This is a genomic window from Streptomyces sp. NPDC093094 (assembly GCF_044754345.1).
Classification (GTDB): Bacteria; Actinomycetota; Actinomycetes; order Streptomycetales; family Streptomycetaceae; genus Streptomyces.
Genome location: NZ_JBIVOX010000004.1, coordinates 519,370 through 542,039 on the forward strand (window position 1 = coordinate 519,370; position 22,670 = coordinate 542,039).

Sequence of the window (22,670 nt, forward strand, 5' to 3'; positions counted from 1 at the left end):
GGCAGCCGTGTGCCGCCGGCGCCGCTCGACCGGTGTCACGGTGCCGTGCCGTGCGGGAGGCCGACGGGGGTGGGGAGGGCCTGCTCGGCCCAGATGGTCTTGCCGCGGGGGTTGTAGCGGGTGCCCCAGTGGGTGGTGAGCTGGGAGACCAGGAACAGGCCGCGGCCGCCTTCGTCCGTGGTGGCCGCGTACCGCAGGTGCGGGGCGGTGCTGCTGCCGTCCGTGACCTCGCAGATCAGGGCGTTGTCGCGGAGCAGCCGTACCCGGGCGGGCGACGTGCCGTAGCGGATGGCGTTGGTGGCGAGCTCGCTGAGGATCAGCTCGGTGGTGAAGACCAGGTCGCCGAGGTCCCACTTCTCCAGCGCGGCCGTCGCCCAGGTGCGCAGGTCTGCGACGGCCTCCGGGGCGAACGGGATGTCCCGTTCGACGATGTTCTCCGGGTCGATCACCCGGGTGCGGGCGATCAGCAGGGCCACATCGTCCTGCGGCCGGGCAGGCAGCAGGACGTCGATCATCGCCCGGCAGTTCTCCTCGGGCTCTCGCCGGTGGCCGGCGAGAGCGTCGCGCAGCAGGTCCATGCTCGCGTCGAAGTCCCGCGCGCGGTCCTCGATCAGCCCGTCGGTGTAGAGGACGATCTGGGTGCCCTCGTCCAGCTGCAGCTCCGTCGTCTCGAAGAGCGCGCCCCCTGCGCCCAGCGGTGGCCCGACCGGCAGGTCCGGGAAGTCGACGCTGCCGTCCGGGCGGATCAGCGCGGGCGGGGGGTGGCCGGCCCGGCTGACGGTGCACAGACGGGAGACCGGGTCGTAGATCGCGTACAGGCAGGTGGCGCCGGAGACGTCCGTCCCGGAACCGTCGTCGCTCTCCTCCCGGTCGATGCGGTCGACGAGCTCGTCGAGGTGGCCGAGCAGCTCGTCCGGCGGGATGTCGAGCGCCGAGAAGTTGTGGACGGCGGTGCGCAGCCGGCCCATGGTGGCCGCGGCGTGCAGTCCGTGGCCGACGACGTCGCCCACCACCAGGGCGACCCGGCTGCCGGGCAGGGGGATGACGTCGAACCAGTCGCCGCTGACCCCGGACTGCGCCGGGAGGTAGCGGTGAGCGACATCCAGCGCGCTCTGCTCCGGCAGGGCGCGCGGCAGCAGGCTGCGCTGCAGGGTCACGGCCATCGCGTGTTCGCGGGTGTACCGCCGGGCGTTGTCGATGCTGACCGCCGCCCTCGCCACCAGTTCCTCGGCCAGCGACAGGTCCTCCTCGTCGAACGGCTCGGGCTTCTGCGTCCGCCAGAAGTTGGCGACGCCCAGGATGATGCCGCGCGCCGACAGCGGCGTGGTGATCAGCGAGTGCACGCCGTGGTCGATGATCCGGCGCGTCCACTGCGGGTCCTGCGCCTGCCATCCGTCCGCCGCCGACAGGTCCGGCACCACCTGGGACAGGCCGCTGTCGAAGCCCTGGGCCTGCGGGGTGGAGGGAATGAAGGTGATCAGCTTGCCGCGGGGGTAGAAGGGGTGGTCCTCGCAGATCCCGCTGACGGCGACGCGGCGCAGCTCCATGCGGCCGCTGGACGGCTCGTCACCCTGGAGCACAGGGTCGGCCAGGTCGACGGTGACGAAGTCCGCGAGGCCGGGGACGGCGACGCGGGCCAGTTCCTCGGCCGTGTGCTCGACGTCGAGGGTGGAGCCGATGTCGGTGCCGGCCTCGTAGAGCAGGGCCAGCCGTTTGCCGGCCGCCTCGGCCTTGCCGGAGACCGCGAGCAGCTCGGTGGAGTCGCGGATCGTGGCGACCGTCCCCATGGCGCCGCTGTGGCGGTCGGTCGGCCGCTGATTCACCACGAGCAGCCGCCCGCCGGCCCGATGCACCTCGTCGGCGGCCGGGCGGCCCGACACCAGCAGCTCGCGGGTGTCGGGGGAGAGCCCCACCAGGTCCGCCGCGTGACGGCCCTCCGCGTCCGCCGGTAGCCCCAGCAGCTCCTTCGCCTCGTCGTTCGCCAGCACCAGCCGCCTGTCCTGCCCGACGATGACCACGCCCTCGCGCACCGCGTGCAGCACCGCGTCGTGGTGCTCGTACATCCGCGTCATCTCCTCGGGGCCGAGCCCGTGGGTCTGGCGCTTCAGGCGCCGGGCGGTGAGGGCGGTGCCGGTGGTGGCCAACGCCAGCGCGGCGGCTCCGGTACCGAGGATGATCGGCAGCTGCTTGTTGCCGGCCGCGGCGACGTTCTTGACCTTCAGTCCGGCCGAGACCAGGCCCACCACCGTGCCGTCGGCGTTCTTCACGGGCACGACCGCCTGCATCTCATGGCCGAGCGGCCCGTGCACGCTCTCGGTGTAGATGCGGCCGGCCAGGGAGGGCCCGATGGTGCCGACGAAGCGTTTGCCGATCCGGTCGGGTATCGGGTGGGTGTAGCGGATGCCCTGGGTGTCCATGATCACGATGAAGTCGACGCCCGCCGTCTTGCGCGCCGCCTCGGTCAGCGGCTGCAGCGTCTTCGACGGGTCGGACGAGTTCAGGGCGTCGACGAGGCCGGGGGAGTGCGCGAACGCCTCCGCGACCGCCACTGACCGGTTGCGGGCCTCTGTGTCGCTGGCGCTCCTGGATTCCAGGACCAGTGCCAGGATCGCTCCCAGCACCAGCAGAACCACCACCGCCACCTGCACGGCGAACACTTGACCGGCCAGGCTCCGGGGGCTCCTCACTCTGCGTGACTGTTTGGAGCTGCCCCGGGAACGGTTGGCGCGTTCGAGCATGGCTCTTTCCTAACACTGCACCACCCCGGTGGTCACCAGGTAGTGCAACATTGCCGTGGAGAACATCGCCGCGAGCGGCCGGATCCGCCCGGCCGGCGCCACCAGCAGGTAGCGCAGTGTAACCGTCGGCGACTCGCCCGCGATCGAGGCGTCCGGCGGCGGACGAGACGCGTCCGGCCTCGCGGACCCCACACCCGCAGAAGTTCGCCGTCTGCCGGCAAGCGGGCGCCGCCGTCGTCCCGCCGGCCCTCGCCGCATCATGCTTCACCGGCACGCCCGGGACCGCGCCCGCGCTGCACTTCGGTAAGCGCCAGAACGCCCCGCCGACACCGTTGGCCTGGGCTCCGTCCCGTAATCGATGGTGACGAGAGGGTGACGCTCAGTGCGGGAGGGTGCTGTGGCGGAGGAGGCTGGAGCTGCCGGTGCAGCCCTGCTCCCGGACCTCCCGGAGCGGGGTCGGCCGTACGGCGTTCGCGCAGGTGGTCGCGGTACGGGGCGACCAGCGTGGCCGGTGACGCGGCGCTCGACACAGGGCTTCGGGTGCGCGCGTAGCGCTTGAGGGCGCTGAGGGACAGGTTCGGGCGGCGGGCGCATTCGACAGGCCGACCCTCTTGCCGAGGACAGCCGAGGGCCGCGCGGAACGGCCGCGCGGAACGGACGCGCGGGTCCCGCAGCCGCTGCCCGAACCCGCCGGGCATCGGGCGCGTCATGACGGGATTTCCCCCTGCCCGCGCACCCCTGCCCGCGCACCCCTGCCCGCGCACCCCTGCCCGGGCACGTCGGTCCGGCAGAAGTGCCACGCACCCTACTTCTGCCGGTCGTTGTGCCTGGTGGCGGCCGTGCTTCCACTGGTGGACTCGGCTCGAAAGTGTGCCCCGGCGCGCCGCCTGTTCCCGGGGGCGACGCCCTGTGCCGCGGGCCCCGAGCAAAGGTGCTTCGTTGCGGTTTGATCTGAGATCCAGACATGTGCTGCCCCTGCTGCGGCGAGTGGCCTCAAGCGGATGCGCCGCGGCGTACCGTCGGGCCCGGCCGGTGTCCAGGCCGAGTGCGGGCCACCGGTTGTCCGCCCTCGGCTGTGTCCTGGCCCTGCTGGCCGGCCTCTGCGGTGTCATCGCCCTGCCCACCGGGGCTGTTGCGCTGCCTGATCCCAACAACACCTGGATAGCCTCCCAGAACATGCAGGGCAAAAGGGAACTCTGGTCCGGGAGGGTGACCGAGCTGGCCCAGAACTACCATGTGGTGGCCCTGCAGGAAGTTCCGCACACGGTGGACGCGAACGGACATTGGGTTCCCGCCCTCCCCAGCGCCGCTTCCGGCTCCCTCAGCCGGCTCAGTCGCACGGGCACGCAGTATCCCGCCCTGCCCGCGAACGTCCAGGAGTACGAATGGATCGCGGGCTCGAGCTCCAGAGGAACCCGGGTCTACCTCTACATGCTCCGGACCGCGAACCACCCCATCGCGGTGATCACCCAGGATCGGGCCTGGAGCGCACTGGAAGTGCAGGCCAATGGAAGTACGCGCAACGCCCTCGTCGTCCTCGACGACGTCAATCGGATGGGATACGCGTCGTTCCATGCGACCGCGTACAGGAACAATCCCGCCCCGGACATGGTGCGCGCGATAGCGGACGCAGTCACCAACGGACGCCCGGGGTGGGGGTGGTCGGTCATCGGCGACTTCAACCGGGAGCCGGACACCATGAGCAGCAATCCGACCATCACCTCCCTCAACGCGGAGGTCATCTTCCCGGTTGACGGAAACGGCAACGCAGTCCCCACGCACAGGTCTCCGACGGCCCCGGCGACCCTCGACTACATGGTCACGAACCGGCCCCAGCCCAACTGGCGCCAGGCGTCGGCGCACGAAGAGAGCACCAGCGATCACCGGGCGGTGCGTTTCGGCAGAATGAGGGGCGGGGCGGAAACGACCGGACCTGTCGCCCTCGTGAACGAGAACACCGACCTTGCCGTCACCGGACGCGAGGCGCTGACGACCCCACGCGGAGAGGAATTCAGGAACTCGACATCCCAGATCTATTCCTTCGACTACGCCACGACGTTCAGCGGGTTCGATTGGTTCCACATCGTGAATCACGCCACCGGACTGAGCCTGACGTCGGGGGAGAGCGGAGTGGTGGGGAACCTGGACATCGCGAGCTCCGGCCATCCGCCGAATTCGTTCCTCTGGCGCATCGACGGTGAAACCATCCGCAACACCCAGGGCCAGCGCCTCGTCTTCGCGGGAAACGAAAACCGCCTGTGGGCGAACAAGCCCGTCCCCACGGAGCCCGAACGCGATTCCTGGTCACTGCGTTCGGTGGACCTGAACCACCTGGACACCGCGGGGTTCCCGGTGGGCGCGGACCTGCCGGTGTACCTCAGCAGTGAGGACACCCTCCGGTACCTGCAGGAGGTTCCGCAGAACGGCACCACCGGCCGGGCAGTCGAAGGCCATCTGCGCGACCACCCGGGCGCCACGGACGAGAAGTGGTTCCTCCACGCGTCCGCCATGGCGGGCACCATGTACCTGGTGAACCTCGCGTCGGGCAAGTGCCTGAGCTCCTCCATAGCCCTGCTGGGCCAGGCCGCGGCCGTGACCGAGGCGTGCCCCGACGCCAACAGCCCTTCCGAGACCGTGAGAAGGATGTCGTGGCAGTTCCTCGGAGACCAGGTCTGGAATCCTTTCCTGGGGTTGATCCTGGGGGCCGACTCCTCAGGTCCGGTCACCGAGGGGACCCCGCTGAAGCTCTCCACCGACAACTCCACCCGGTATGACCTGATGCCCACCGGGGACGTCGTTCCCGGGGTGCCGGGGAACCCGCGCGACGAGCTGAAGAAGCTGGCCGTGATGCCGCTGGGCGACTCCATCACCCTGGGCGTGGGCAGCGGCGCCCGCACCGGCTACCGGCCCGCACTGGCGCGGATGCTGGCCCAGGACGCCCCGGACGTCCGGTTCGTCGGCTCGATGCAGGACGCCGACGGCAGCCGCCACGAGGGACACTCCGGCTGGCGCATCGACCAGATCTCCGCGAACATCGAACGCTGGATGGAACAGGCCGAGCCGAACCTTGTCCTGCTGCACATCGGCACCAACGACATGAACCGCGACCACCAGGTCTCCACCGCCCCCCAGCGCCTGGCGGGCCTGATCGACCAGATCCACGACTCCTCGCCGAACACCGCCATCGTGGTCGCCTCCCTCGTCCCGGCGGCCGACCGTACGGTGCAGGCCCGGGTGGACGCCTACAACCGGGCCATCCCCGGCATCGTCGCCGACCGCGCCCGGCGCGGCTACCGCATCACCCAGGTCAGCATGAGCACGCTGACGGTGGCGGACCTCGACGACAACCTCCACCCCAACGACCGGGGCTACCTGAAGATGGCGGGCGCCTTCCACGGCGGCGTCGTCACCGCCGCCCGCAACAAGTGGATCGACGAGAACGTCACCGTCAAGCCCGCCCCTCCCGGCACCGGCGGTCCGGCGGCAGCAGGCGACTACCGCGTCGACGTCAACGGCGACGGGCGCTCGGACTACCTCGTCGTGGAGGACAACGGCGCCGTCCGCGCCTGGACCGGCTCCACGACGGCCGACGGCACCGTGAAGTGGGCCGACCAGGGCGTCATCGCCTCGGGCTCCGCCCAGTGGACCGGGCAGCAGGTCCGCTTCGCCGACGTCGGCGGCGACGCCCGGGCCGACTACCTCGTCCTCTCTCCCAACGGCGCGGTGCGCGCGTTCGTCAACGAGGGCGGCGACGGAAGGGGCGGCTGGCGGGACATCGGCACCATCGCCGGCGGCTCCACCGGCTGGAACAGCGCCCAGGTCCGCTTCGCCGACGTCGGCGGCGACGCCCGGGCCGACTACCTCGTCGTCTCCGACCGCGGCGCCGTCCGCGCCTTCGTCCACACCACCACGGCCGCCGGTGCGGTCAAGTGGAGCGACCGGGGCACCGTGGCCACCGGCTCCCCGGAGTGGACCGCCGAGGACGTCCGCTTCGCCGACGTCACCGGCGACGCCAAGGCCGACTACCTCGTCGTCTCCGACAACGGCGCGGCCCGGGCCTACACCAACACCACCGCCGCGGACGGCACCCTCAAGTGGGTCTACGAGGGCCATGTCGCCACCGGCTCGGCCGGCTGGAGCGGTGACCAGATCCGCTTCGCCGACGTCACCGGAGACGCCCGCGCCGACTACCTCGTCCTCGCCCCCGACGGTGCCCTGACCGCCTACGAGAACACCACCGGAACCGGGGAATCAGTGCGGTGGAGCAGCCGGGGCACCATCGCCACCGGCACCGGCAACCCCGCCACCCGCGTCCGTATCTGACACACGCACCGGGCCATGCCCACCGGGCCATGCCCACCGGGCCATGCCCACCGGGCCATGCCCACGGGGCCATGCCCACGGGGCCATGCCCACCGGGCCATGCCCACCGGGCCATGCCCACCGGGCCATGCCCACCGGGCAACCGGTCCGGCCGGATGCTCCACCACGGCGGGCCCCGGCACGGCCGGGGCCCGCCGACCGGTCGCCGACGGCACCTGCCTGCCCACCGGACGCACCGCCCGGTCCCGCGACGAGATCGCCGAGCGGCCGCCGGCACACCGATCGGGCGGACGTGACCCGGTGCTGCGGTCGGCCCCTGGCGCCGGGCGAGCTGCGCGATGCACTCGCCCGGCTGCGGCCACGCCGTCTGCACCGCGCGGCTGAGGCGGAACGTGCGGTCCCGCACCGCGTCCGCCCGCGCCCCGTCGTCCCTGGTTCGTCGGCCGCTCCGTACCGGATTGCGGCAGAATGCGGTATCACGCCGGGGAAGGCGGCCGACGCTGTCGCCACGTCAGCACGGCACCGATTTCAGGTGGACGGGGCCGGCTTGTGTGTGCCCGGGGGCGGCCCGTGCCGTCGGTGCGGGACGGGGCTGTCAGACATGGGGCCGATGAACGACAGACCGTCATGGGCTGCGGGCTTCACGGGGCACGGTCCGGGTGTCGGCGCAGCGGGAGGCCACGAGCGGTGGAACCGGGCACGACCTGCCGCTCTGACAGCGGTACGTGGCGGGCGGCCGGGCCGGCGCGCAAGCGACTGCGCCTGTCGCGTCGGGGGCCTCCTCTGAGCGGTGGACACGCCGATACCGGATCTGCTTGATCCGGAGGGAGCGAGAAGACCGCCGCCGGCGCTGAAGAACCGCGAACGCCGGGGCGTCACCGTCAGCCGGTCAGTCGCCGGCCCGGACCGGGACGTCACCGTCTGTCGGTCCGGACGAGCGGGACACACTGCGCAAGGCGGCCGAGCATGTCGCCGGGGACATGAACTGGTGAGGAGCCGCTTTCAGTTCGTCGGCGACCACCGGCCGCCTACGAGGCGAAGTGGCTCTGTGAGGTCCTGGAGCTCAACAGGTCCAGCCACTACGAGTGGCTCTCCCGCCGGCAGACCAGAACGGCCCGGCGGCACAGGGACCGGGTCCTGGCCGAGAAGATCCGCGAGGTCCGTGGCGAGTCAGGCGGTGCTCACGGCTCATCGTGGGTGACCACCGAGCTGAGGGAGAAATGCCTGCGGGTCAGCGAGAAACGCGTCGTCCGTGCTCCTGGGGGAGCTCGTGCCGGTCGTCGTCGCCTTCTCGAAGGGGGTGGCGGAACGAATGCCGTCACGCAGGTTGCGGGAGCACCGCGGCATCGGTGCGCCGCCGTCAATCACGGTGGCACGGAGGCGGTGTGCATGTGGAGGGGAGACAGGGCGAACCGTCGGAGTGGGGACGCCTCCTCGTTCACACCGCTCGGTCTGCCGGCCTCCGCTTTCTGTGGGTGAGGGGCCGGCGCCCCTGGCCGCGTTCGGTGACCGGTCCGTGGCCTGCGGCCCATGGGGGGGCGCACTGCGAAAGCCGTCCGTGCCCTTTGCGATCCTGTCCGCCGATTGTGCCGTTCGCCGGCTCTTCGCACACTGGCAGTGGTTGAAGAACCGTGTCCAGGCTGATGTACGGGGGTGTGCGGACCCAGTGACGCATGAGAGCACGTCCGTTGAGGGCGGCGCGGGAGCCTCACGCCGCCAGGCGCTGCGGACGGCGGTTGCCGGGGTGGCCGCGGTCGTCGGTGGCGGTCTGCTGACCGTGGGAGCCGCGGCTCCGGCGTCGGCTGCCCAGCAGCTGTGGAGATGGTGCAGGCGGTGCAGTGGCCTGTGGTTCTCCGGCAACAGCACGCGGGGCCGCTGCCCCGCGGGGGACGGCGGTCACGACAGCACCGGCAGCGGCAACTACATCCTCAAAGAGGACCAGGACGGAGGACGGGGCCAGTCCGGCTGGCGGTGGTGCGCCGACTGCCAGGGCCTGTGGTTCTCGGGCCGCGTCGGTTACGGCACCTGCCCGGCGGGCGGGGGCCACTGGTCCATCGGCCCCTATCCGGTCACCTCCGCGCTCTACCGGCTGGAGGACATCGGCAACCGGGACGGCCCGGGGGGACAGGAGCAATGGCGGTTCTGCGCCAAGTGCTTCGGGCTCTTCTTCGACGGCAACTCTCCCGGTGTGTCAGGCGTGTGCCCCAGAGATCACGCGCATCACAGCATCACCGGAAGCGGGAACTATCTGCTGCGGCAGGTCTGACCGTCCCGCTTGCCGGGGGCGATGACGCTGGCCGGGGCCGGCGGGGTCACGCATGCCGGATGACGTCGTAGAAGGTGTGCGAGGCGGGTGCCGGGTGCTGGGACTCGTTCCACCCGATCGACGCGGCGTGCTCCACGATGGCCGCGCGTGCCGCCTGCGCCGCCGCTTCGTCCTCGAAGAAGGCGATCGACAGTCCGTTGCCGGTCGCAGGGTCGAGGAGATGGTAGGCACCGTGCACGCCGGGCACCGAGGCCGTGGCCTTCAGCACCCAGTCCCTGTCATCGGTCGGCATCGGTTCCCACACGGCCACCCTTGCGATCACCGTCGTCTCCCTTCTGCGGGCATCTCTGGCTTCAGCAACGTAGCGAGGGGGACCGGTCACGCATCGGCGCAGCGCGGTCACGACGGGACGCGTTCACCTTCACGGCGGACCGAGCGGCTCCTGTCCGGGGACGGGGAGGTACGGGACCTGCGACCGGCTTCCGCCGGGCTCACGAGGTGGGCGGCACGGCCGGCGCTCCGAGCGCGGCGGACACATGGCGCCAGATGGCGCCGACCGCGGAGTCGAGGGTGACCGTCGGGTCGCGCAGCATGAGACGGATGCCGTAACCGTCGCTCAGCGACAGCACCAGCGTGCTGAGGTCGTCCACGTCGGTCGGGGTGAATTCGCCGGAGGCGATGCCGCGCCGTACCGCGTCGGACACCCAGCCGTGCAGCTGGGCGTACAGGTCCACGGCGAAGACCCGGGTGGTCTCGTCGCGCAGGGCCCGCACCCAGAGCTCCTGCCACAGCCGCCAGTCCTGGTGGAGCCGGGGGTCGGTCGGCAGCAGGCTGCGCACGATACGGGCCAGGACGACCGCCGCCGGGACCGTCTCCGCGTCACGCTCGACGTCGACGGCCGTGTTGGCGAAGGAGTGGGTCATCGCCTCGGTGAACAGCTTCTCGCGCGTGTCGAAGTGGTAATGCAGCAGCGCCGTCGACACCCCGGCCCGCTCCGCGACCATCCGCATCCGGATCTTCTCGAACCCGATGTCGGCGATGACCTCGCACGCCGCGGTCAGGATGCGCTCGCGTGTGTCTGCCGTGCGCACCTTGGTCGGCACGTTGCGGCTCCCCTCGTCCGGTGCTCGTCCGTCGTGACCATCTTCCCTCACAAAGGTCACGCCGGTGCCGGTGCCTGTCGTGAAGCCTCCTCGTCGTAGGTGTGGAAGCCGCGGCCCGACTTGCGGCCGAGCAGTCCGGCCTCCACCATGCGCGACAGCAGCGGTGGCGGCGAGTACTGCGGTTCGCGGAACTCGGCGTACAGCGACTCGGCGATGGCCCGTGTGGTGTCCAGGCCGATCAGGTCGGTCAGTGCGAGCGGGCCGAGCGGGTGCGCGCAGCCGAGGACCATGCCGCGGTCGACGTCCTCGACGGTCGCGCTGCCCGACTCCACCATGCGGATCGCGGCCAGGAGGTAGGGCACGAGCAGCGCGTTGACGACGAAGCCGGCCTTGTCCCGGGTCCGGACGACCTCCTTGCCGAGGGCCCCGGTCACGAACTCCTCGGCCCGTGCCGCGGTGGCGGGCGAGGTGAGCAGCGACGGCACGAGCTCGACGAGCCGCAGCACCGGCACGGGGTTGAAGAAGTGCACACCGACCACGCGGTCGGGGCGGCTCGTCGCAGCGGCAAGCCGGATCACCGGGATGGACGAGGTGTTGGTGGCGAGGATGGTGCCCTCGCCGGTGACGACCGTGTCGAGGCGGGTGAAGACGTCGACCTTGAGGTCCTCGTCCTCGGCCACCGCCTCGATCACCAGGTCGTGGTCGTGCAGGGCGTCCAGCTCGTCGACGACGGTGATCAGGGCTGCGGCGGCCTCCCGCCGTGCTGCGCTGAGCCTGCCGTGTGCGGCGGCCCGGTCGAGCGAGCGGCCGATGCGGAGGCGGCCGGCCCGGGCCGCCTCCGCATCGCGCTCCACGACCGTGACCGGTACGTCGGCCCGTGCGCAGACCTCGGCGATTCCGGCACCCATCAGCCCGCAGCCGACGACTCCCACGCGCTTGATGTCGGACATCGGTCTCTCTTCCTTTCCTCGAGGTCTGCGTCGGTGCGCGTCAGGCGGTGGGCAGGTCCAGGACCCCCGATCCGCGCTTGGTCAGCTCGTTGGCGATGATCAGCCGCTGGATCTCGGAGGTGCCCTCCCAGATCCGGTCGACGCGCAGCTCGCGGTAGAGCCGCTCGACGGGGTAGGCGCGGTCGTAGCCGCGGCCGCCGTGGATCTGCAGGCACCGGTCGATCACCCGGCCGGACGCCTCGCTCGCGGCGAGCTTGGCGATGGCCGCCTTGGCGTGCAGGGTCTTGCGGTCGGTGCCGGGCCGGTCGGCCTCCCAGGCGACCTGGTGGGTGTAGGCACGGTTGACGGCGATGTCGACGGCGCAGTCGGCGAGCATGCCCTGGATCAGCTGGTACGAGGCGATGGGCGCCCCGAACTGCTCGCGCTCCACGGCCCAGTCCCGGGACAGCTCCAGCGCCCGTTCGGCGGCGCCGGTGGTGCGGGCGGCGATCATCAGACGCTCCTCGGTGAACCAGGAACGGGTGATGTCGTAGCCCTCGCCGATGCCGCCGAGGACGGCGTCCTCGCCCACCTGGACGTCGGTGAAGGTGAACTCGGGGTGCTCGTACACGAAGGTGTGCATGAAGCGCGGGACTCGCGTCATCTCGATGCCGGGGGTGTCCTTGTCGACCAGGAAGAGAGTGGGCGCGCGCTCCGGTCCTGCCGCAGCGAGCACGATCATGAAGTCGGCGTGGTCTCCGACCGTCACGAACCACTTCTCGCCGTCGAGCACCCAGCCCCGGTCGTTCTTCGTCGCGGTGGTGGCGAGGTTCTGCGGGTCGGATCCGGCGCCGGGCTCGGTGACGGCGTAGCAGTCACGCCGCTCGCCCTTGATCACCGGGACGAGGAAGCGCTCGCGCTGCTCGGGGGTGCAGAACCGCAGCGCGTTCGCGGGCCGCCACACCATGTCCCACAGGGCGCCGGTCAGTCGGCCAAGTTCCTCCTGCACGGTGACCTGCTCGGCGATGGTGAGGCCGGCGCCACCCCATTCGGCGGGCATGTTGACGGCCTGGAGTCCGGCGTCCAGCACGGCGTCGCGGATCTTGGCGTGCGCGTCGGCGGGCAGGCCGTTCTCCTCCTCGCACCGGGTCTCGTAGCCGGCGATGAAGTCGGTGAGGGCGCGTGCGTCGCTCTTGAGCTGGACCTGGCGCGGGGTGAGACGGAAGTCCATGGAAGTCCTCGCTGTGCGGTACGGAAGAGTGGGTGTCAGCGCGTGGGCAGGGCCAGGGCCCGGGTGCCGCGCTTGATGAGCTCGTTGGCGATGATCAGCCGCTGGATCTCGGAGGTGCCCTCCCAGATCCGGTCGACGCGCAGCTCGCGGTACATGCGCTCGACGGGGTAGGTGCGGTCGTAGCCGCGGCCGCCGAAGATCTGCAGACAGCGGTCGGCGACCCGGCCGGCGGCCTCGCTCGCGGCGAGCTTGGCGGTGGATGCCTTGGCGTGCAGGGTCTTGCGGTCGGTGCCGGGCCGGTCGGCCTCCCAGGCGACCTGGTGGGTGTAGGCACGGTTGACGGCGATGTCGACGGCGCAGTCGGCGAGCATGCCCTGGATCAGCTGGTACGAGGCGATGGGCGCCCCGAACTGCTCGCGCTCCACGGCCCAGTCCCGGGCGAGCTGGAGGGCGCGCTCGGCGGCGCCGACGGTGCGGGCGGCGATCATCAGGCGCTCGTCGGTGAACCACTCCTTGGTGAGCTCGTAGCCGTTGCCGACGCCGCCGAGCACGTCCTCGTCGGCGACGAAGACGTCGGTGAAGGTGAACTCGGGGTGCCCGTTGACGGCGGAGTGCATGAAGTGCGGCAGCCGGGTCATCTTCACGCCGGGCGCGGCCTTGTCGACGAAGAACAGCGTGGGGAGCTTCTCCGGACCGGCGTCCGCCTGCACCAGCAGGAAGTCGGCGATGTCGCCGCAGGTGACGAACCACTTCTCCCCGTTCAGCAGCCAGCCGCCGTCGGTGCGGGTGGCCGTGGAGGTGCCGGCGGACGGGTCGGAGCCCGCGCCGGGCTCGGTGACGGCGAACGCGTCGAACTTCTCGGCGCGGATCACCGGCAGCAGGTACTTCTCGCGCTGCCGCTCGTCGCCGTGGGCGAGGACGTTGGCGGGCCGCCAGGGGATGTCCCAGAGGCAGTTGGTGACCTTGCCGAACTCCTCCTCGACGATGACCTGGTCGAGCAGGTTCAGGCCGGCCCCGCCCCACTCGGCGGGCATGTTGATGGCGTAGACCCCGGCGTCCATCGCGGCGCGGGTCAGTTCGGTGACGAGTTCCTGCGGCAGGGGTCCGCCGGCCTGCTCGGACTGGTCCTCGTAGCGCATCAGCAGGCGGGCGTACCCGGCGGCGCGACGCTTCAGGTCGGCCTGCTCGGGTGTGTAGCGCATGTCCATGGAGATCTCTTCCGGGTCGGTCGGGCGAGTACGGATCGGTCGGGCGAGTACGGCGCGGTGCGGCGGATCACGGCTCGGTCAGGCGAGTACGGCGCGGGAGTCGAGGGCGAGGGCGCCGTCGGGCCGTACGAGAAGGGGGTTGACCTCGATCTCGGCGATCTCGGGGTGGGCGGCGGCGAACGCGGTGATCGCCTCGACGGCGGCCGCGGCGGCGCCGACGTCGACGGGCGGGCGGCCGCGCACGCCGTCGAGCAGGACCGCGGTGCGCAGTCCGCGCAGCAGGTGCAGGGCGCGGTCGGCGGACGCGGGGGCGAGGGTGAAGGCGACGTCGTGCAGTGCCTCCGCGAGCACTCCGCCCAGTCCCACCATGGCGACCGGGCCGAAGCGCGGGTCGCGGTTGACGCCGACGATCAGTTCGATGCCGTCGCTGAGGTCGGCCATGGCCTCCACGGAGTAGGAGGGGGCGCCGAGCCGGGCGTGCATCTCCCGGAAGGCGGCGAGCAGTTCGTCGGGGCCGGCGAGGCCGAGGGCCACTCCTCCGGCGTCGGACTTGTGGAGCAGATGCAGGGCCTTGAGGACGTACGGCCCGCCGAACTCCTGGGTGACCGCGAGCAGTTCGGTCTCGTCGTGGATCTCGCGGGCGGCGGGGAAGGCGAGTCCGGCCGCCTCCAGGGCTCTGCGGGTCTCCAGGTAGCCGGTCTCCCGCAGCGGGGCCGCCGGGCTGGGCAGCGGGGTCACACCGGCGTGGGGTGCGCCCGGTGCGGTGGCGGCGAGTGCGCGGGCGGCGTCCTCGGTGGCGGAGAAGACGGGTATGCCGGCGGCGGCGAGGGTGCGGCAGCTGGGCGACTGGGGATACATCGACTGCACGACCAGGGGTGTGGCGGTGGCGCGGTGCCGGGCGGCGATGAGGCGTGCCGCCGCCTGCTCCCCGTCCGCGAGGGCCGTGCCGCCTCCGCCGAGGCCGCCCTCGGCAGCCGCGTAGCCGCCGAAGTACCCGGTCATCAGGACGGCGTCGACCTCCTCGGCCGCCAGCAGCGCGGCGACCGTCCGCGCGTAGGAGTCCGGGTCCTGCTCGCCCATGCCGGCGAGGTCCACCGGGTTCGCGACGGCCGACTGTTCCCACAGCGCCTCGCGCAGCCGCTGTCGCGTCGGCTCGCCGAGTTCGGGCACGGTCAGCCCGGCGGCCTCGACGGCGTCGGCGGCGATGACGCCGTGGCCGCCGCCGTCGGTGAGCACGGCGACCCGGCGGCCGTCGGCCCGCCGTCCGCCGTGCCTGGCGGCGAGGACGACGGTGAGTTCGCGCGGGGTGGCCACCAGTTCCACCCCGGCGTCCCGGCACGCGGCGGCCACCACGTCGGCCGAGGTGGTCAGCGCCCCGGTGTGCGACTGGGCGCTGCGAGCGGAGGCGTCCCCGCGCCCGGCGGTGAGCAGCACGACCGGCTTCCCGGCGCCGGCGGCCGCTTCGGCGAAGGCGCGCCCGTCGCCGAAGTCCTCGGCGTACACGGCGATGGCCCGGGTGCCTTCGTGCCGGGCGCAGTCGGCGAGCAGGTCGACGAGGGTGACGTCGGCCTGGTTGCCGAGCGAGACGAACCGGGAGAACCCGAGGCCGTGCGGGCGGAAGCGGAGCTGGAGTTCGAGGGCGAGGTTGCCGCTCTGGCTCAGCAGGGCCACGCCGCCGGGGGTGAAGGTGTCGGAGGCCAGGAAGAGGTCGGTGGTGTTGTCGGCCAGGCCCAGGCAGTTCGGCCCGACCATCACGGCGCCGGCGGCGCGCACCCGATCGGCGACGGCCTCCTGCCGGGCGCGCCCGGCGTCACCGGTCTCGGCGAACCCGGCGGTGATCGCGACGATCGCCCGGGCCCCGCACCGCAGCGCCTCGTCGACGGCCTCCTCGAAGCCGGTGGCGGGCACGGAGACGACGGCGAGGTCGACGGGTTCGCCGATCGCGCTCAGGCTGGGCGCGGCGGTGCGGCCGAGGACGGTGCCGCCGCGCCGGTTGACCAGGTGGACGGGGCGGCGGCCGTTCGCGCGGACCGCCTGGGCGGCGATGGCGTGCCCGTACTTGGCGGGGTCGTCGCTGGCTCCGACGACGGCGACGGACACCGGGTCGAAAAGGGCCGAGAGGTCGCGTCCCATGTCACTTCACCAGCTTCAGAGCGGAGTTGGGGCAGGCGGTGACGGCGGCTTCGGCGTCCGCCTCGCCGCCGGGCGGCACCTCGCCGGCGCGCACCGACGCGTAGCCCCACTCGTCGAGGTCGATCTGCTCGGGGGCGGGTTCCTGGCAGAGGCCGTAGCCCTGGCAGCGGGTGGAGTCCAGCAGCAGTTTCATGGCGGTCCTTTCGGCGTGGCGAGGCTGGTGCGCGGGAGGTTCGGATGCGGTCGGGGCACCGGGTCCGTTCTGCGGGACGGGCTGTGCGAGCGAGGCTCGGGTGCGAGGGGAGGGCACCGGGTCCGTTCGGCGCGGCAGTGCCGGGTGCGCGAAGGTGCGGGGCGCCCGGGGGTGACTCGGAGCGGCAGGGGGAGTGCGGGGAAGGAGACAGCGAGGGGCTCAGGGCACCGGGACGGTGAAGCGGCGTCCGTCCTCGGGCGCCGGGTCCGCGCAGCCGGGGCAGCCGGGGCTGCGGTGGGCGTCGAGTGTGTCGGGGAAGCGGTCGAGGAGGGTGGCGACGACGCGGGCGGCGGCGTCGAGCAGTGCACAGGCTCCGCGGCCGGGCAGTTGGCTCGACCAGCGGTGCAGCTGGTCGAGCGTGTCGGGGTTCCCCTCTCCGCGGGCGACGGCCGAGAGGGCCTTGGCCATCGCCCCGGTGCCCGAGACGCACACGCCGCACTGCCGGGCGCTCTGGGCCCCGAGGTAGGAGGCGGCCTCCACGGCGACGGCGACGGGGCAGTCCTCGGGGCCGAGGAAGTGCAGCGCCCCGCAGCCGAGGGCCGCGCCGGTCGTACGCAGGCCGTCGTGGTCGAGCGGCAGATCCCGCCAGCCCTCCCCGTACAGTCCGCCGAACATCCCGCCCAGCAGGACCGCCTCGGACCGGCCGTAGCCGCACAGGTCGGCGAGGACCTTCAGATGCGTGCCGGCGGGCACCTCCACGAGCGCGGCGTCACCGCCGCCACCGGCGAGGGTCACCAGGTGGGCCGCGGCGACGACGTCCGCCTCGTCGGGGTGCGTGTTGATCCGCGCGAGACGGGCCAGCGTCTCCACGTTCGCGACGAGGGTGGGCGCGCCGCCGACACCGCTCTCGAACGGCCGCGGGGGTTTGGCCGTCGGCAGCGCGGGGCCGCCGTCGAGACGCCGTACGACGGCGCTCTCCTCTCCTGCGACGTAGGTGTGCTCGGTGCGGACGACGTCGATGCGCAGGCCGAGGGCGCATTCGGTGAGGGCCCGGCGCACGGCCCGCTCGGATGCGGGGTCGGAGAGGTAGACGTGGCCGCGCTCGGCGCCGGTCATGGCCGCTGCCAGCCGCAGTCCGTCCAGGACGGTGTGCGGGCGGTGACGCAGCAGCCAGCGGTCCTTCACGGATCCCGGCTCGCCCTCCTCGCCGTTGGCGACGACGACGCGGGGGCCCGGTGCGTCGCGGACGGCCCGCAGTTTGACGGCGGCCGGGAACCCGGCTCCACCCCGGCCGCGCAGTCCCGCCGCGGCGATCCGGTCGAGCAGCCGGCCGGGCGCGACGAGGGGCGCGTAGCCGCCCGCGGCGAGGTACCCGGCGATGTCCTCGCCGCCGGCCGGCTCGGGGGAGAGGAGGCCGGACCGTCCTTCGGGAAGGAGGGAGTACACGCCGGTCATACAGGGCTCCTGTGCTCGGTGCGGCCGGTGGGCGCGAGCAGGGGACGGGACCTCAGGCGGTCCAGCGCCTGCTCCAGTTCCCGCCGCTGGGCCGCGGTGCGGTCGTAGCCCGCTCCGGGCAGACCGATCAGCATGCGGTGGTGGTCGAGGACGACCTCGCCGGCCAGCAGCGCCGCGCCCGGGTCCGCGGTCCGCGACCGGGCCGCCTCGACGACCAGCCCGGTGACCTCGTGCAGGTAGCGCAGCCAGCCCCGCTGGGTGCCGCGCAACACCAGCCGCTCGACGCGGTGGCGCTCCGCGGCGACGAGGGCCGAGCGCGAGCGCGGGCGGTCGTCCGGCGAGGAGCGCAGGGCGGCCACCGCTGCGGGCAGTTCCTGTTCGGGCTCGGGGGTGAGGCCGAGCCAGACGAGACTTCGGCGAGCGCTCATGCGTGCCTCCGGGATCGCTCCGTTCCCGGGTGATCCGGCAACGAGGGCGGCGCGGCGATGAGGGGGAAGGGGATGCTCCGGCGCCGTGAGAGACGAGACGTGGGGCGGGAGCCGTGCGGGGTGCCCGGTCAGGGCTCCCGCTGTGGCGCGGACCGGGGTCCGCGGGCTTGCGGAGGGCGCCCGGGCATCCGTCTGCGGGCCCCGGGCCGTCCGCCTGCCACGACATTAACTAACTAATTAGTCAGGCCACAAGTCTTGACTTGCCCGGTCGGTGGTCCCACTCTGACTAACCAATCAGTCAGCTGGATCGAGGCAGGTCCGGAAGCCGCACCTGCCTCGCTTTCCTGCCGGCGACGCCCTCACCGCCCATCGCCGCCCACGCGGCGCGGAGGAGGACCCCATGAACCCCTCGACGCCCCGGGCAGCCGACGTCGACGCTTCCCCCACTCCGCCGGTACCGCCCCCGGAGCACCCCGGGGAGGCCCTGGCGGCCCGCTACTACACCGATCCGGCCGTCGCGAAGGCCGAGACCGACCGCATCTTCGCCAAGTCCTGGCAGCTCGTCTGCCACGAGTCCGACCTCCCCGGCCCCGGTGCCCGGCTGGCCGCCACCGCGGCCGGCCGCGAGGTCCTGGTCGTCCGCACCGAGAACGGTGGCCTCGCCGCCCACCTCAACGTGTGCCGGCACCGCGGAACCCGCCTGGTCACCGAGCCGGCGCCCTCGGGCAAGGCGATCCGCTGCCCGTACCACGGCTGGACCTACAAGCTGGACGGACGCCTGGTCGGCGCCCCCGAGGCCCGCCGCATCCCCTGCCTCGACAAGCCCGGGCTCGGACTGCACCCCGTCAACGTGGAGTCCTTCCTTGGTTTCGTCTTCGTCAACCTGCACATGGAGGCGACCCCGCTCGCCGAGAGCTGCGCCGGGCTCGCCGAGGCCGTCGGACGCTACGCCGGCCCCGGTCTCGTGCCGGTCGGCAAGCACCGTATCCACGACCTGAAGGGCGGCGAGGAACAGAACGCCAACTGGAAGGTGATCGTCGACAACTATCTGGAGGGCTATCACGTCCCGGTCGCCCACCCGGCGCTCATGCGTCTGCTCGACTACGCCGCGTACACGGTGGACGTGCAGGAGAACTACGTCCTGTTCGAGTCGCCCCTGCGGGACAAGCCCTCCTCGAACTGGACCGAACGGCTCTACCAGCGCCTGGCGACCCCGATGCCGGGCCTCACCGAGGACGACCGGCGGGTATGGCGGTACGCCGTGATCTACCCGAACACGCTCATCGACTTCTACCCTGACCACGTGCTCGCGTGGACCGCCCTGCCCACCGCCCAGGACCGGGCGGCGATCCCCGGCGCCTTCTACACCAAGCTCGGCGAGGACGTCCGCACCCGGCTGGCCAGGCGGCTGAACATCCACATCGGCTGGGTCACCAACGACGAGGACGCCGAGCTGGTGGAGCGCGTGCAGGCCGGCATGCGCACACCGGGGTTCGAGCCCGGCCCGCTGTCGCAGCGCGAGGCCGCCGTCGGCTGGTTCGCCGACCGGGTCCGACAGGACCTGGACGGGGACGCGCAGTGACACCCCCGCACACCTCGACCGCGCGCCGCGCCGTACGCCCGGCCACGGCCTTATCCCGCGCCCTCTGAGCCGCGCACGCACCCTCCCCAGACCGGTCCTTCACTACGGAATCAGGGCCCGAAGTGAGCCGACCAGCCGGTCCAGCCCTGGACTTGTGCCGTTCCTCGACGGAGAGGACGTTCCATGTCCCCCGAGGTACCACCGCCGTCCCGTCGCGCCGTGCTGCGGGCGGGCGCCTGCGGCCTGCTGGGCGCAGCGGCCGGCGGCTGCGGGTTCATGCCCGCGAAGAAACCCGACGCCGACCAGCTCGCCCCGGTCGAGGCGCGCGTCGACGGCGATCTCGTCTACTTCAACTGGGCCGACTTCGTCGACCCGGCCGTGTTCAAGGGCTTCGAGAAGGAGTACGGCGTCAAGGTCGTCCAGTCGAACTTCGACTCGATGGAAGGCATGGTCGCCAAGCTCAACGCCGGCAACCGCTACGACATCATCTTCCCCACGGCCAAGTGGGCGCAGCGTCTGGTCCGCGGGGGCCGGCTGCGCCGTATCGACCACTCCCGGCTCACCAACGCGCGGTCCGTGTTCGGCACCTACACCTACTTCGCCGACCCCTGGTACGACCCCGGCTCCGCGCACACCGTCCCCTTCACCGCGTACAAGACCGGCATCGGCTGGCGGCGCGACAAGATCGGTGAACTCACCGACTCCTGGCGGGACCTGTGGAACGACCGGGCCCACGGCAAGGTCTTCCTGCTGGACGACCGCGACGAGGTCCTCGGCATGGCCGCCCTCACGCTCGGCCTCGACGTCAGCACCGGCGACCCCGGCGACCTCGACCGCATCACCTCCCTGCTGGACACCCTGCGGCCACGGCTGCGCGGCTTCTCCAGCGACAGTTACAACAACCTCCTCAACGGCAACGCGCTGGTCCAGCAGGCGTGGAGCGGCGACATGGCCGCCATGCTCAACCAGGCCGAGGATCCGTCGGTGTTCGGCTTCCAGGCCCCGAAGCAGGGCACGCCGATCAACTCCGACTGCTACGCCATCCCCTGGAACGCCGCCCACCCCGGCACGGCCATGCTGTTCATCGACTACATGCTGCGGCCGGAGAACGTGAAGAAGAACATCGAGTACATCGGCTACCCGATGCCGGTCGCGGGATCCGAGAAGATCTACGCCGACCTGGTCGAGCCCTTCCCCGAGTGTCTGGTCACCCAGGACGACCTGTTGGCCGGCGCGTTCTTCCGCAACGGCGAACGCGCGGCGGAGGAAGCGCGTGACACCGCCTGGACCCATGTGAAGGCGGGCTGAGACATGGCACTGCCGCGCCCCTCGTCCCGCGCCCGCCGCCGGGTTGCCTCCGGGAACCGGATGTGGGTCTGGTTCATGCTGCCGGGCACCCTGTGGATGACCGCCTTCCTGATCGCCTCGCTGATCCTCGTCGCCGTCCTCGCGGTCGGCACCACCGACGAGCTCGGCAACCCGCGCTTCGGCTTCGACCTGTCCGCCGTGCGCGCCCTCGCCGACCCCGCCTACACCGAGGTCCTGGCCCGCTCCCTGGGCTACGCCCTGCTGACCTGCGTGATCTGTCTGCTGATCGCCTATCCGGTGGCGTACACGATCGCCCTGTACGGCGGCCGGTACAAGCACGCGCTGATCGCCGCGATCGTGGTGCCGTTCTTCGCCAACTACCTGGTGCGGATGTACGGCTGGTCGGTCGTCCTCTCCGACGACGGGCCGGTGCTGCGCGCCCTGCGGGCCATCGGTCTGGCCGACGGGAGCACGAAGATCCTCAACAGCGGCTTCGGCGTGATCGCCGGACTCGTCTACGGGTTCGTCGTCTTCATGATCATCCCGTTGTACGCGGCGCTGGAACGCCTCGACGTCTCCCTCATCGAGGCCGGCCGCGACCTGTACGGCGGCCCGGTCCGCACTTTCTTCTTCGTCACCCTGCCCGCCACCCGGCAGGGCGCTGCGGCCGGGCTCGTCCTGGTCTTCCTGCCCGCCATGGGCGACTTCGTCAGCGCACAGCTCATGGGAGGCCCGGACCAGATCATGATCGGCAACCTCATCCAGGACAAGTTCTTCCAGGGCCAGAACTGGCCGCTCGGCTCCGCGCTCACCATGCTGCTGATGCTGGTCCTGCTGATCGGGATGCTCGGCTATCTGCGGCGCACCCGCAAGGACGAGGCGGAGGCCCTGCGATGACCCTGGTCAGCACCCCCTCCACCACCGCTGCGGCCCACGAGTCCACCCGTACGGGCAGGCGCCGGCGCACCCGACGCAGGCCCCGTGTCCTCATCGCGGTCACCGCGCTGTTCTTCGCGCTGCTCTACCTGCCCATCGCCGTCGTCGCGCTGTTCTCCTTCAACTCCCAGAAGTCCCTGACCGTGTTCGACGGGTTCAGCCTGCGCTGGTACCGCGCCTTCGTGCACGACGACGTCCTGATCGCCTCCCTGGGGACCAGCCTGCGCATCTCCCTGGTGGCGACGGCCGGCTCGGTGCTTCTCGGCGTCGCACTCGCTCTCGGTCTGGTCCGCTGCCGCACCCGGCTGGGCTCCCTGGCCGGACTGGTCATGCTGGTGCCGCTGATCACGCCGGAGATCGTCACCGGCGTCGCCTCGATGCTGCTGTTCAAGGGCCTGGGCGTACCGCTGTCCACCGGCACGGTGATGCTCGCCGAGATCACCTTCTCCATCTCGTACGTCACCGTCATCCTGCGCTCCCGGGTCGCCGCGCTGAACCCGGAGGTGGAGGAGGCCGCCATGGATCTCGGCGCCACCCGCTGGCAGGCGGTCCGGCTGGTGACCCTGCCGGCGCTGCTGCCCGCCGTGCTCGCCTCCGCCGTACTGATCTTCGCGCTGGTCTTCGACGACTTCGTGCTCGCCTACTTCACCACCGGCGTCGACCCCCAGCCACTGTCGGTGCGCATCTACTCGGCGATCCGCTTCGGCGTGCAGCCCACCATCAACGCGGTCGGCACGCTCATGCTCGCGGGATCCGTCGCCCTGATCGCCCTGGCCCTGTTCATCCCGCGCCTCTTCGGCCGTCGCGGCGGCCTCGACATCCTCTCCGGAGAGTGAT

General features: G+C 71.9%; 16 protein-coding genes. 6 read left to right on the top strand and 10 right to left on the bottom strand.

Annotation, left to right across the window (positions count from 1 at the left end; translation table 11 throughout):
• Positions 1-35 precede the first annotated feature (35 nt).
• Positions 36-2,738 (bottom strand): SpoIIE family protein phosphatase, encoded by a 2,703-nt coding sequence (locus ACIQGV_RS10950; RefSeq protein ID WP_402493132.1) that lies wholly within the window; start codon positions 2,736-2,738, stop codon positions 36-38.
• Positions 2,739-3,770: 1,032 nt separating this feature from the next.
• Between ACIQGV_RS10950 and ACIQGV_RS10955 the strand changes: the two genes are divergently transcribed.
• Complete coding sequence (locus ACIQGV_RS10955) at positions 3,771-7,061, top strand: GDSL-type esterase/lipase family protein (RefSeq protein ID WP_402493134.1); 3,291 nt, start codon at positions 3,771-3,773, stop codon at positions 7,059-7,061.
• 1,666 nt (positions 7,062-8,727) lie between these two features.
• Positions 8,728-9,327, top strand: coding sequence for a hypothetical protein (locus ACIQGV_RS10960; RefSeq protein ID WP_402493136.1), 600 nt, complete (start codon positions 8,728-8,730; stop codon positions 9,325-9,327).
• A gap of 46 nt (positions 9,328-9,373) precedes the next feature.
• Here ACIQGV_RS10960 and ACIQGV_RS10965 read toward each other — a convergent pair whose 3' ends face one another.
• From ACIQGV_RS10965 to ACIQGV_RS11005, 9 genes are all read right to left on the bottom strand, one after another.
• A complete protein-coding gene (locus tag ACIQGV_RS10965; RefSeq protein ID WP_402493137.1) occupies positions 9,374-9,649 on the bottom strand; it encodes a hypothetical protein in 276 nt (91 codons plus the stop codon).
• A 169-nt stretch (positions 9,650-9,818) separates the two neighbouring features.
• On the bottom strand, positions 9,819-10,430 hold the full coding sequence (locus ACIQGV_RS10970; RefSeq protein WP_402493139.1) for a TetR/AcrR family transcriptional regulator: 612 nt from the start codon (positions 10,428-10,430) through the stop codon (positions 9,819-9,821).
• Positions 10,431-10,486: 56 nt separating this feature from the next.
• Positions 10,487-11,380, bottom strand: coding sequence for a 3-hydroxybutyryl-CoA dehydrogenase (locus tag ACIQGV_RS10975; protein WP_402493140.1), 894 nt, complete (start codon positions 11,378-11,380; stop codon positions 10,487-10,489).
• A gap of 40 nt (positions 11,381-11,420) precedes the next feature.
• The gene (locus ACIQGV_RS10980) at positions 11,421-12,590 is read right to left on the bottom strand and encodes an acyl-CoA dehydrogenase family protein (RefSeq protein WP_402493141.1); all 1,170 of its coding nucleotides are present in this window, start codon (positions 12,588-12,590) and stop codon (positions 11,421-11,423) included.
• Positions 12,591-12,625: 35 nt separating this feature from the next.
• Positions 12,626-13,798, bottom strand: a complete 1,173-nt coding sequence (locus tag ACIQGV_RS10985; RefSeq protein ID WP_402493142.1) for an acyl-CoA dehydrogenase family protein — start codon at positions 13,796-13,798, stop codon at positions 12,626-12,628.
• 78 nt (positions 13,799-13,876) lie between these two features.
• Entirely contained in the window at positions 13,877-15,931 is a 2,055-nt protein-coding gene (locus tag ACIQGV_RS10990) for an acetate--CoA ligase family protein (RefSeq protein WP_402493143.1), read from the bottom strand.
• Between the two features lies 1 nt (position 15,932).
• Positions 15,933-16,124, bottom strand: a complete 192-nt coding sequence (locus ACIQGV_RS10995) for a ferredoxin (protein ID WP_402493144.1) — start codon at positions 16,122-16,124, stop codon at positions 15,933-15,935.
• A 219-nt stretch (positions 16,125-16,343) separates the two neighbouring features.
• Positions 16,344-17,579, bottom strand: a complete 1,236-nt coding sequence (locus ACIQGV_RS11000) for an NADH-ubiquinone oxidoreductase-F iron-sulfur binding region domain-containing protein (protein WP_402493146.1) — start codon at positions 17,577-17,579, stop codon at positions 16,344-16,346.
• Entirely contained in the window at positions 17,576-18,007 is a 432-nt protein-coding gene (locus ACIQGV_RS11005; protein WP_402493148.1) for a hypothetical protein, read from the bottom strand. Before ACIQGV_RS11005 ends, ACIQGV_RS11000 begins: the two co-directional genes overlap by 4 nt.
• 400 nt (positions 18,008-18,407) lie before the next feature.
• On the opposite strand from ACIQGV_RS11005, the gene ACIQGV_RS11010 reads away from it, so the two are divergent.
• The 4 genes from ACIQGV_RS11010 to ACIQGV_RS11025 all read left to right on the top strand — a co-directional run bounded on the left by ACIQGV_RS11010 (position 18,408) and on the right by ACIQGV_RS11025 (position 22,669).
• Entirely contained in the window at positions 18,408-19,589 is a 1,182-nt protein-coding gene (locus ACIQGV_RS11010; RefSeq protein ID WP_402493149.1) for an aromatic ring-hydroxylating dioxygenase subunit alpha, read from the top strand.
• Between the two features lie 183 nt (positions 19,590-19,772).
• Positions 19,773-20,897 carry a spermidine/putrescine ABC transporter substrate-binding protein gene (locus ACIQGV_RS11015; RefSeq protein WP_402493151.1) on the top strand — a complete coding sequence of 375 codons (1,125 nt, stop codon included), beginning with the start codon at positions 19,773-19,775 and terminating at the stop codon, positions 20,895-20,897.
• Positions 20,898-20,900: 3 nt separating this feature from the next.
• On the top strand, positions 20,901-21,794 hold the full coding sequence (locus tag ACIQGV_RS11020) for an ABC transporter permease (RefSeq protein WP_402493153.1): 894 nt from the start codon (positions 20,901-20,903) through the stop codon (positions 21,792-21,794).
• Positions 21,791-22,669 carry an ABC transporter permease gene (locus ACIQGV_RS11025; protein WP_402493154.1) on the top strand — a complete coding sequence of 293 codons (879 nt, stop codon included), beginning with the start codon at positions 21,791-21,793 and terminating at the stop codon, positions 22,667-22,669. The genes ACIQGV_RS11020 and ACIQGV_RS11025 overlap by 4 nt, the downstream gene beginning before the upstream one ends.
• The last annotated feature ends 1 nt before the right edge of the window (position 22,670 follow it).

Bases quoted from the DNA above. Each gene is read 5' to 3' on its own strand.
- ACIQGV_RS11025 (WP_402493154.1), top strand. From the start codon at position 21,791: ATGACCCTGGTCAGCACCCCCTCCACCACCGCTGCGGCCCACGAGTCC.
- ACIQGV_RS10995 (WP_402493144.1), bottom strand. From the start codon at position 16,124: ATGAAACTGCTGCTGGACTCCACCCGCTGCCAGGGCTACGGCCTCTGC.
- ACIQGV_RS10950 (WP_402493132.1), bottom strand. From the start codon at position 2,738: ATGCTCGAACGCGCCAACCGTTCCCGGGGCAGCTCCAAACAGTCACGC.
- ACIQGV_RS11020 (WP_402493153.1), top strand. From the start codon at position 20,901: ATGGCACTGCCGCGCCCCTCGTCCCGCGCCCGCCGCCGGGTTGCCTCC.
- ACIQGV_RS11005 (WP_402493148.1), bottom strand. From the start codon at position 18,007: ATGAGCGCTCGCCGAAGTCTCGTCTGGCTCGGCCTCACCCCCGAGCCC.
- ACIQGV_RS10990 (WP_402493143.1), bottom strand. From the start codon at position 15,931: ATGGGACGCGACCTCTCGGCCCTTTTCGACCCGGTGTCCGTCGCCGTC.
- ACIQGV_RS11015 (WP_402493151.1), top strand. From the start codon at position 19,773: ATGTCCCCCGAGGTACCACCGCCGTCCCGTCGCGCCGTGCTGCGGGCG.
- ACIQGV_RS11010 (WP_402493149.1), top strand. From the start codon at position 18,408: ATGAACCCCTCGACGCCCCGGGCAGCCGACGTCGACGCTTCCCCCACT.
- ACIQGV_RS10975 (WP_402493140.1), bottom strand. From the start codon at position 11,380: ATGTCCGACATCAAGCGCGTGGGAGTCGTCGGCTGCGGGCTGATGGGT.
- ACIQGV_RS10985 (WP_402493142.1), bottom strand. From the start codon at position 13,798: ATGGACATGCGCTACACACCCGAGCAGGCCGACCTGAAGCGTCGCGCC.
- ACIQGV_RS10980 (WP_402493141.1), bottom strand. From the start codon at position 12,590: ATGGACTTCCGTCTCACCCCGCGCCAGGTCCAGCTCAAGAGCGACGCA.
- ACIQGV_RS11000 (WP_402493146.1), bottom strand. From the start codon at position 17,579: ATGACCGGCGTGTACTCCCTCCTTCCCGAAGGACGGTCCGGCCTCCTC.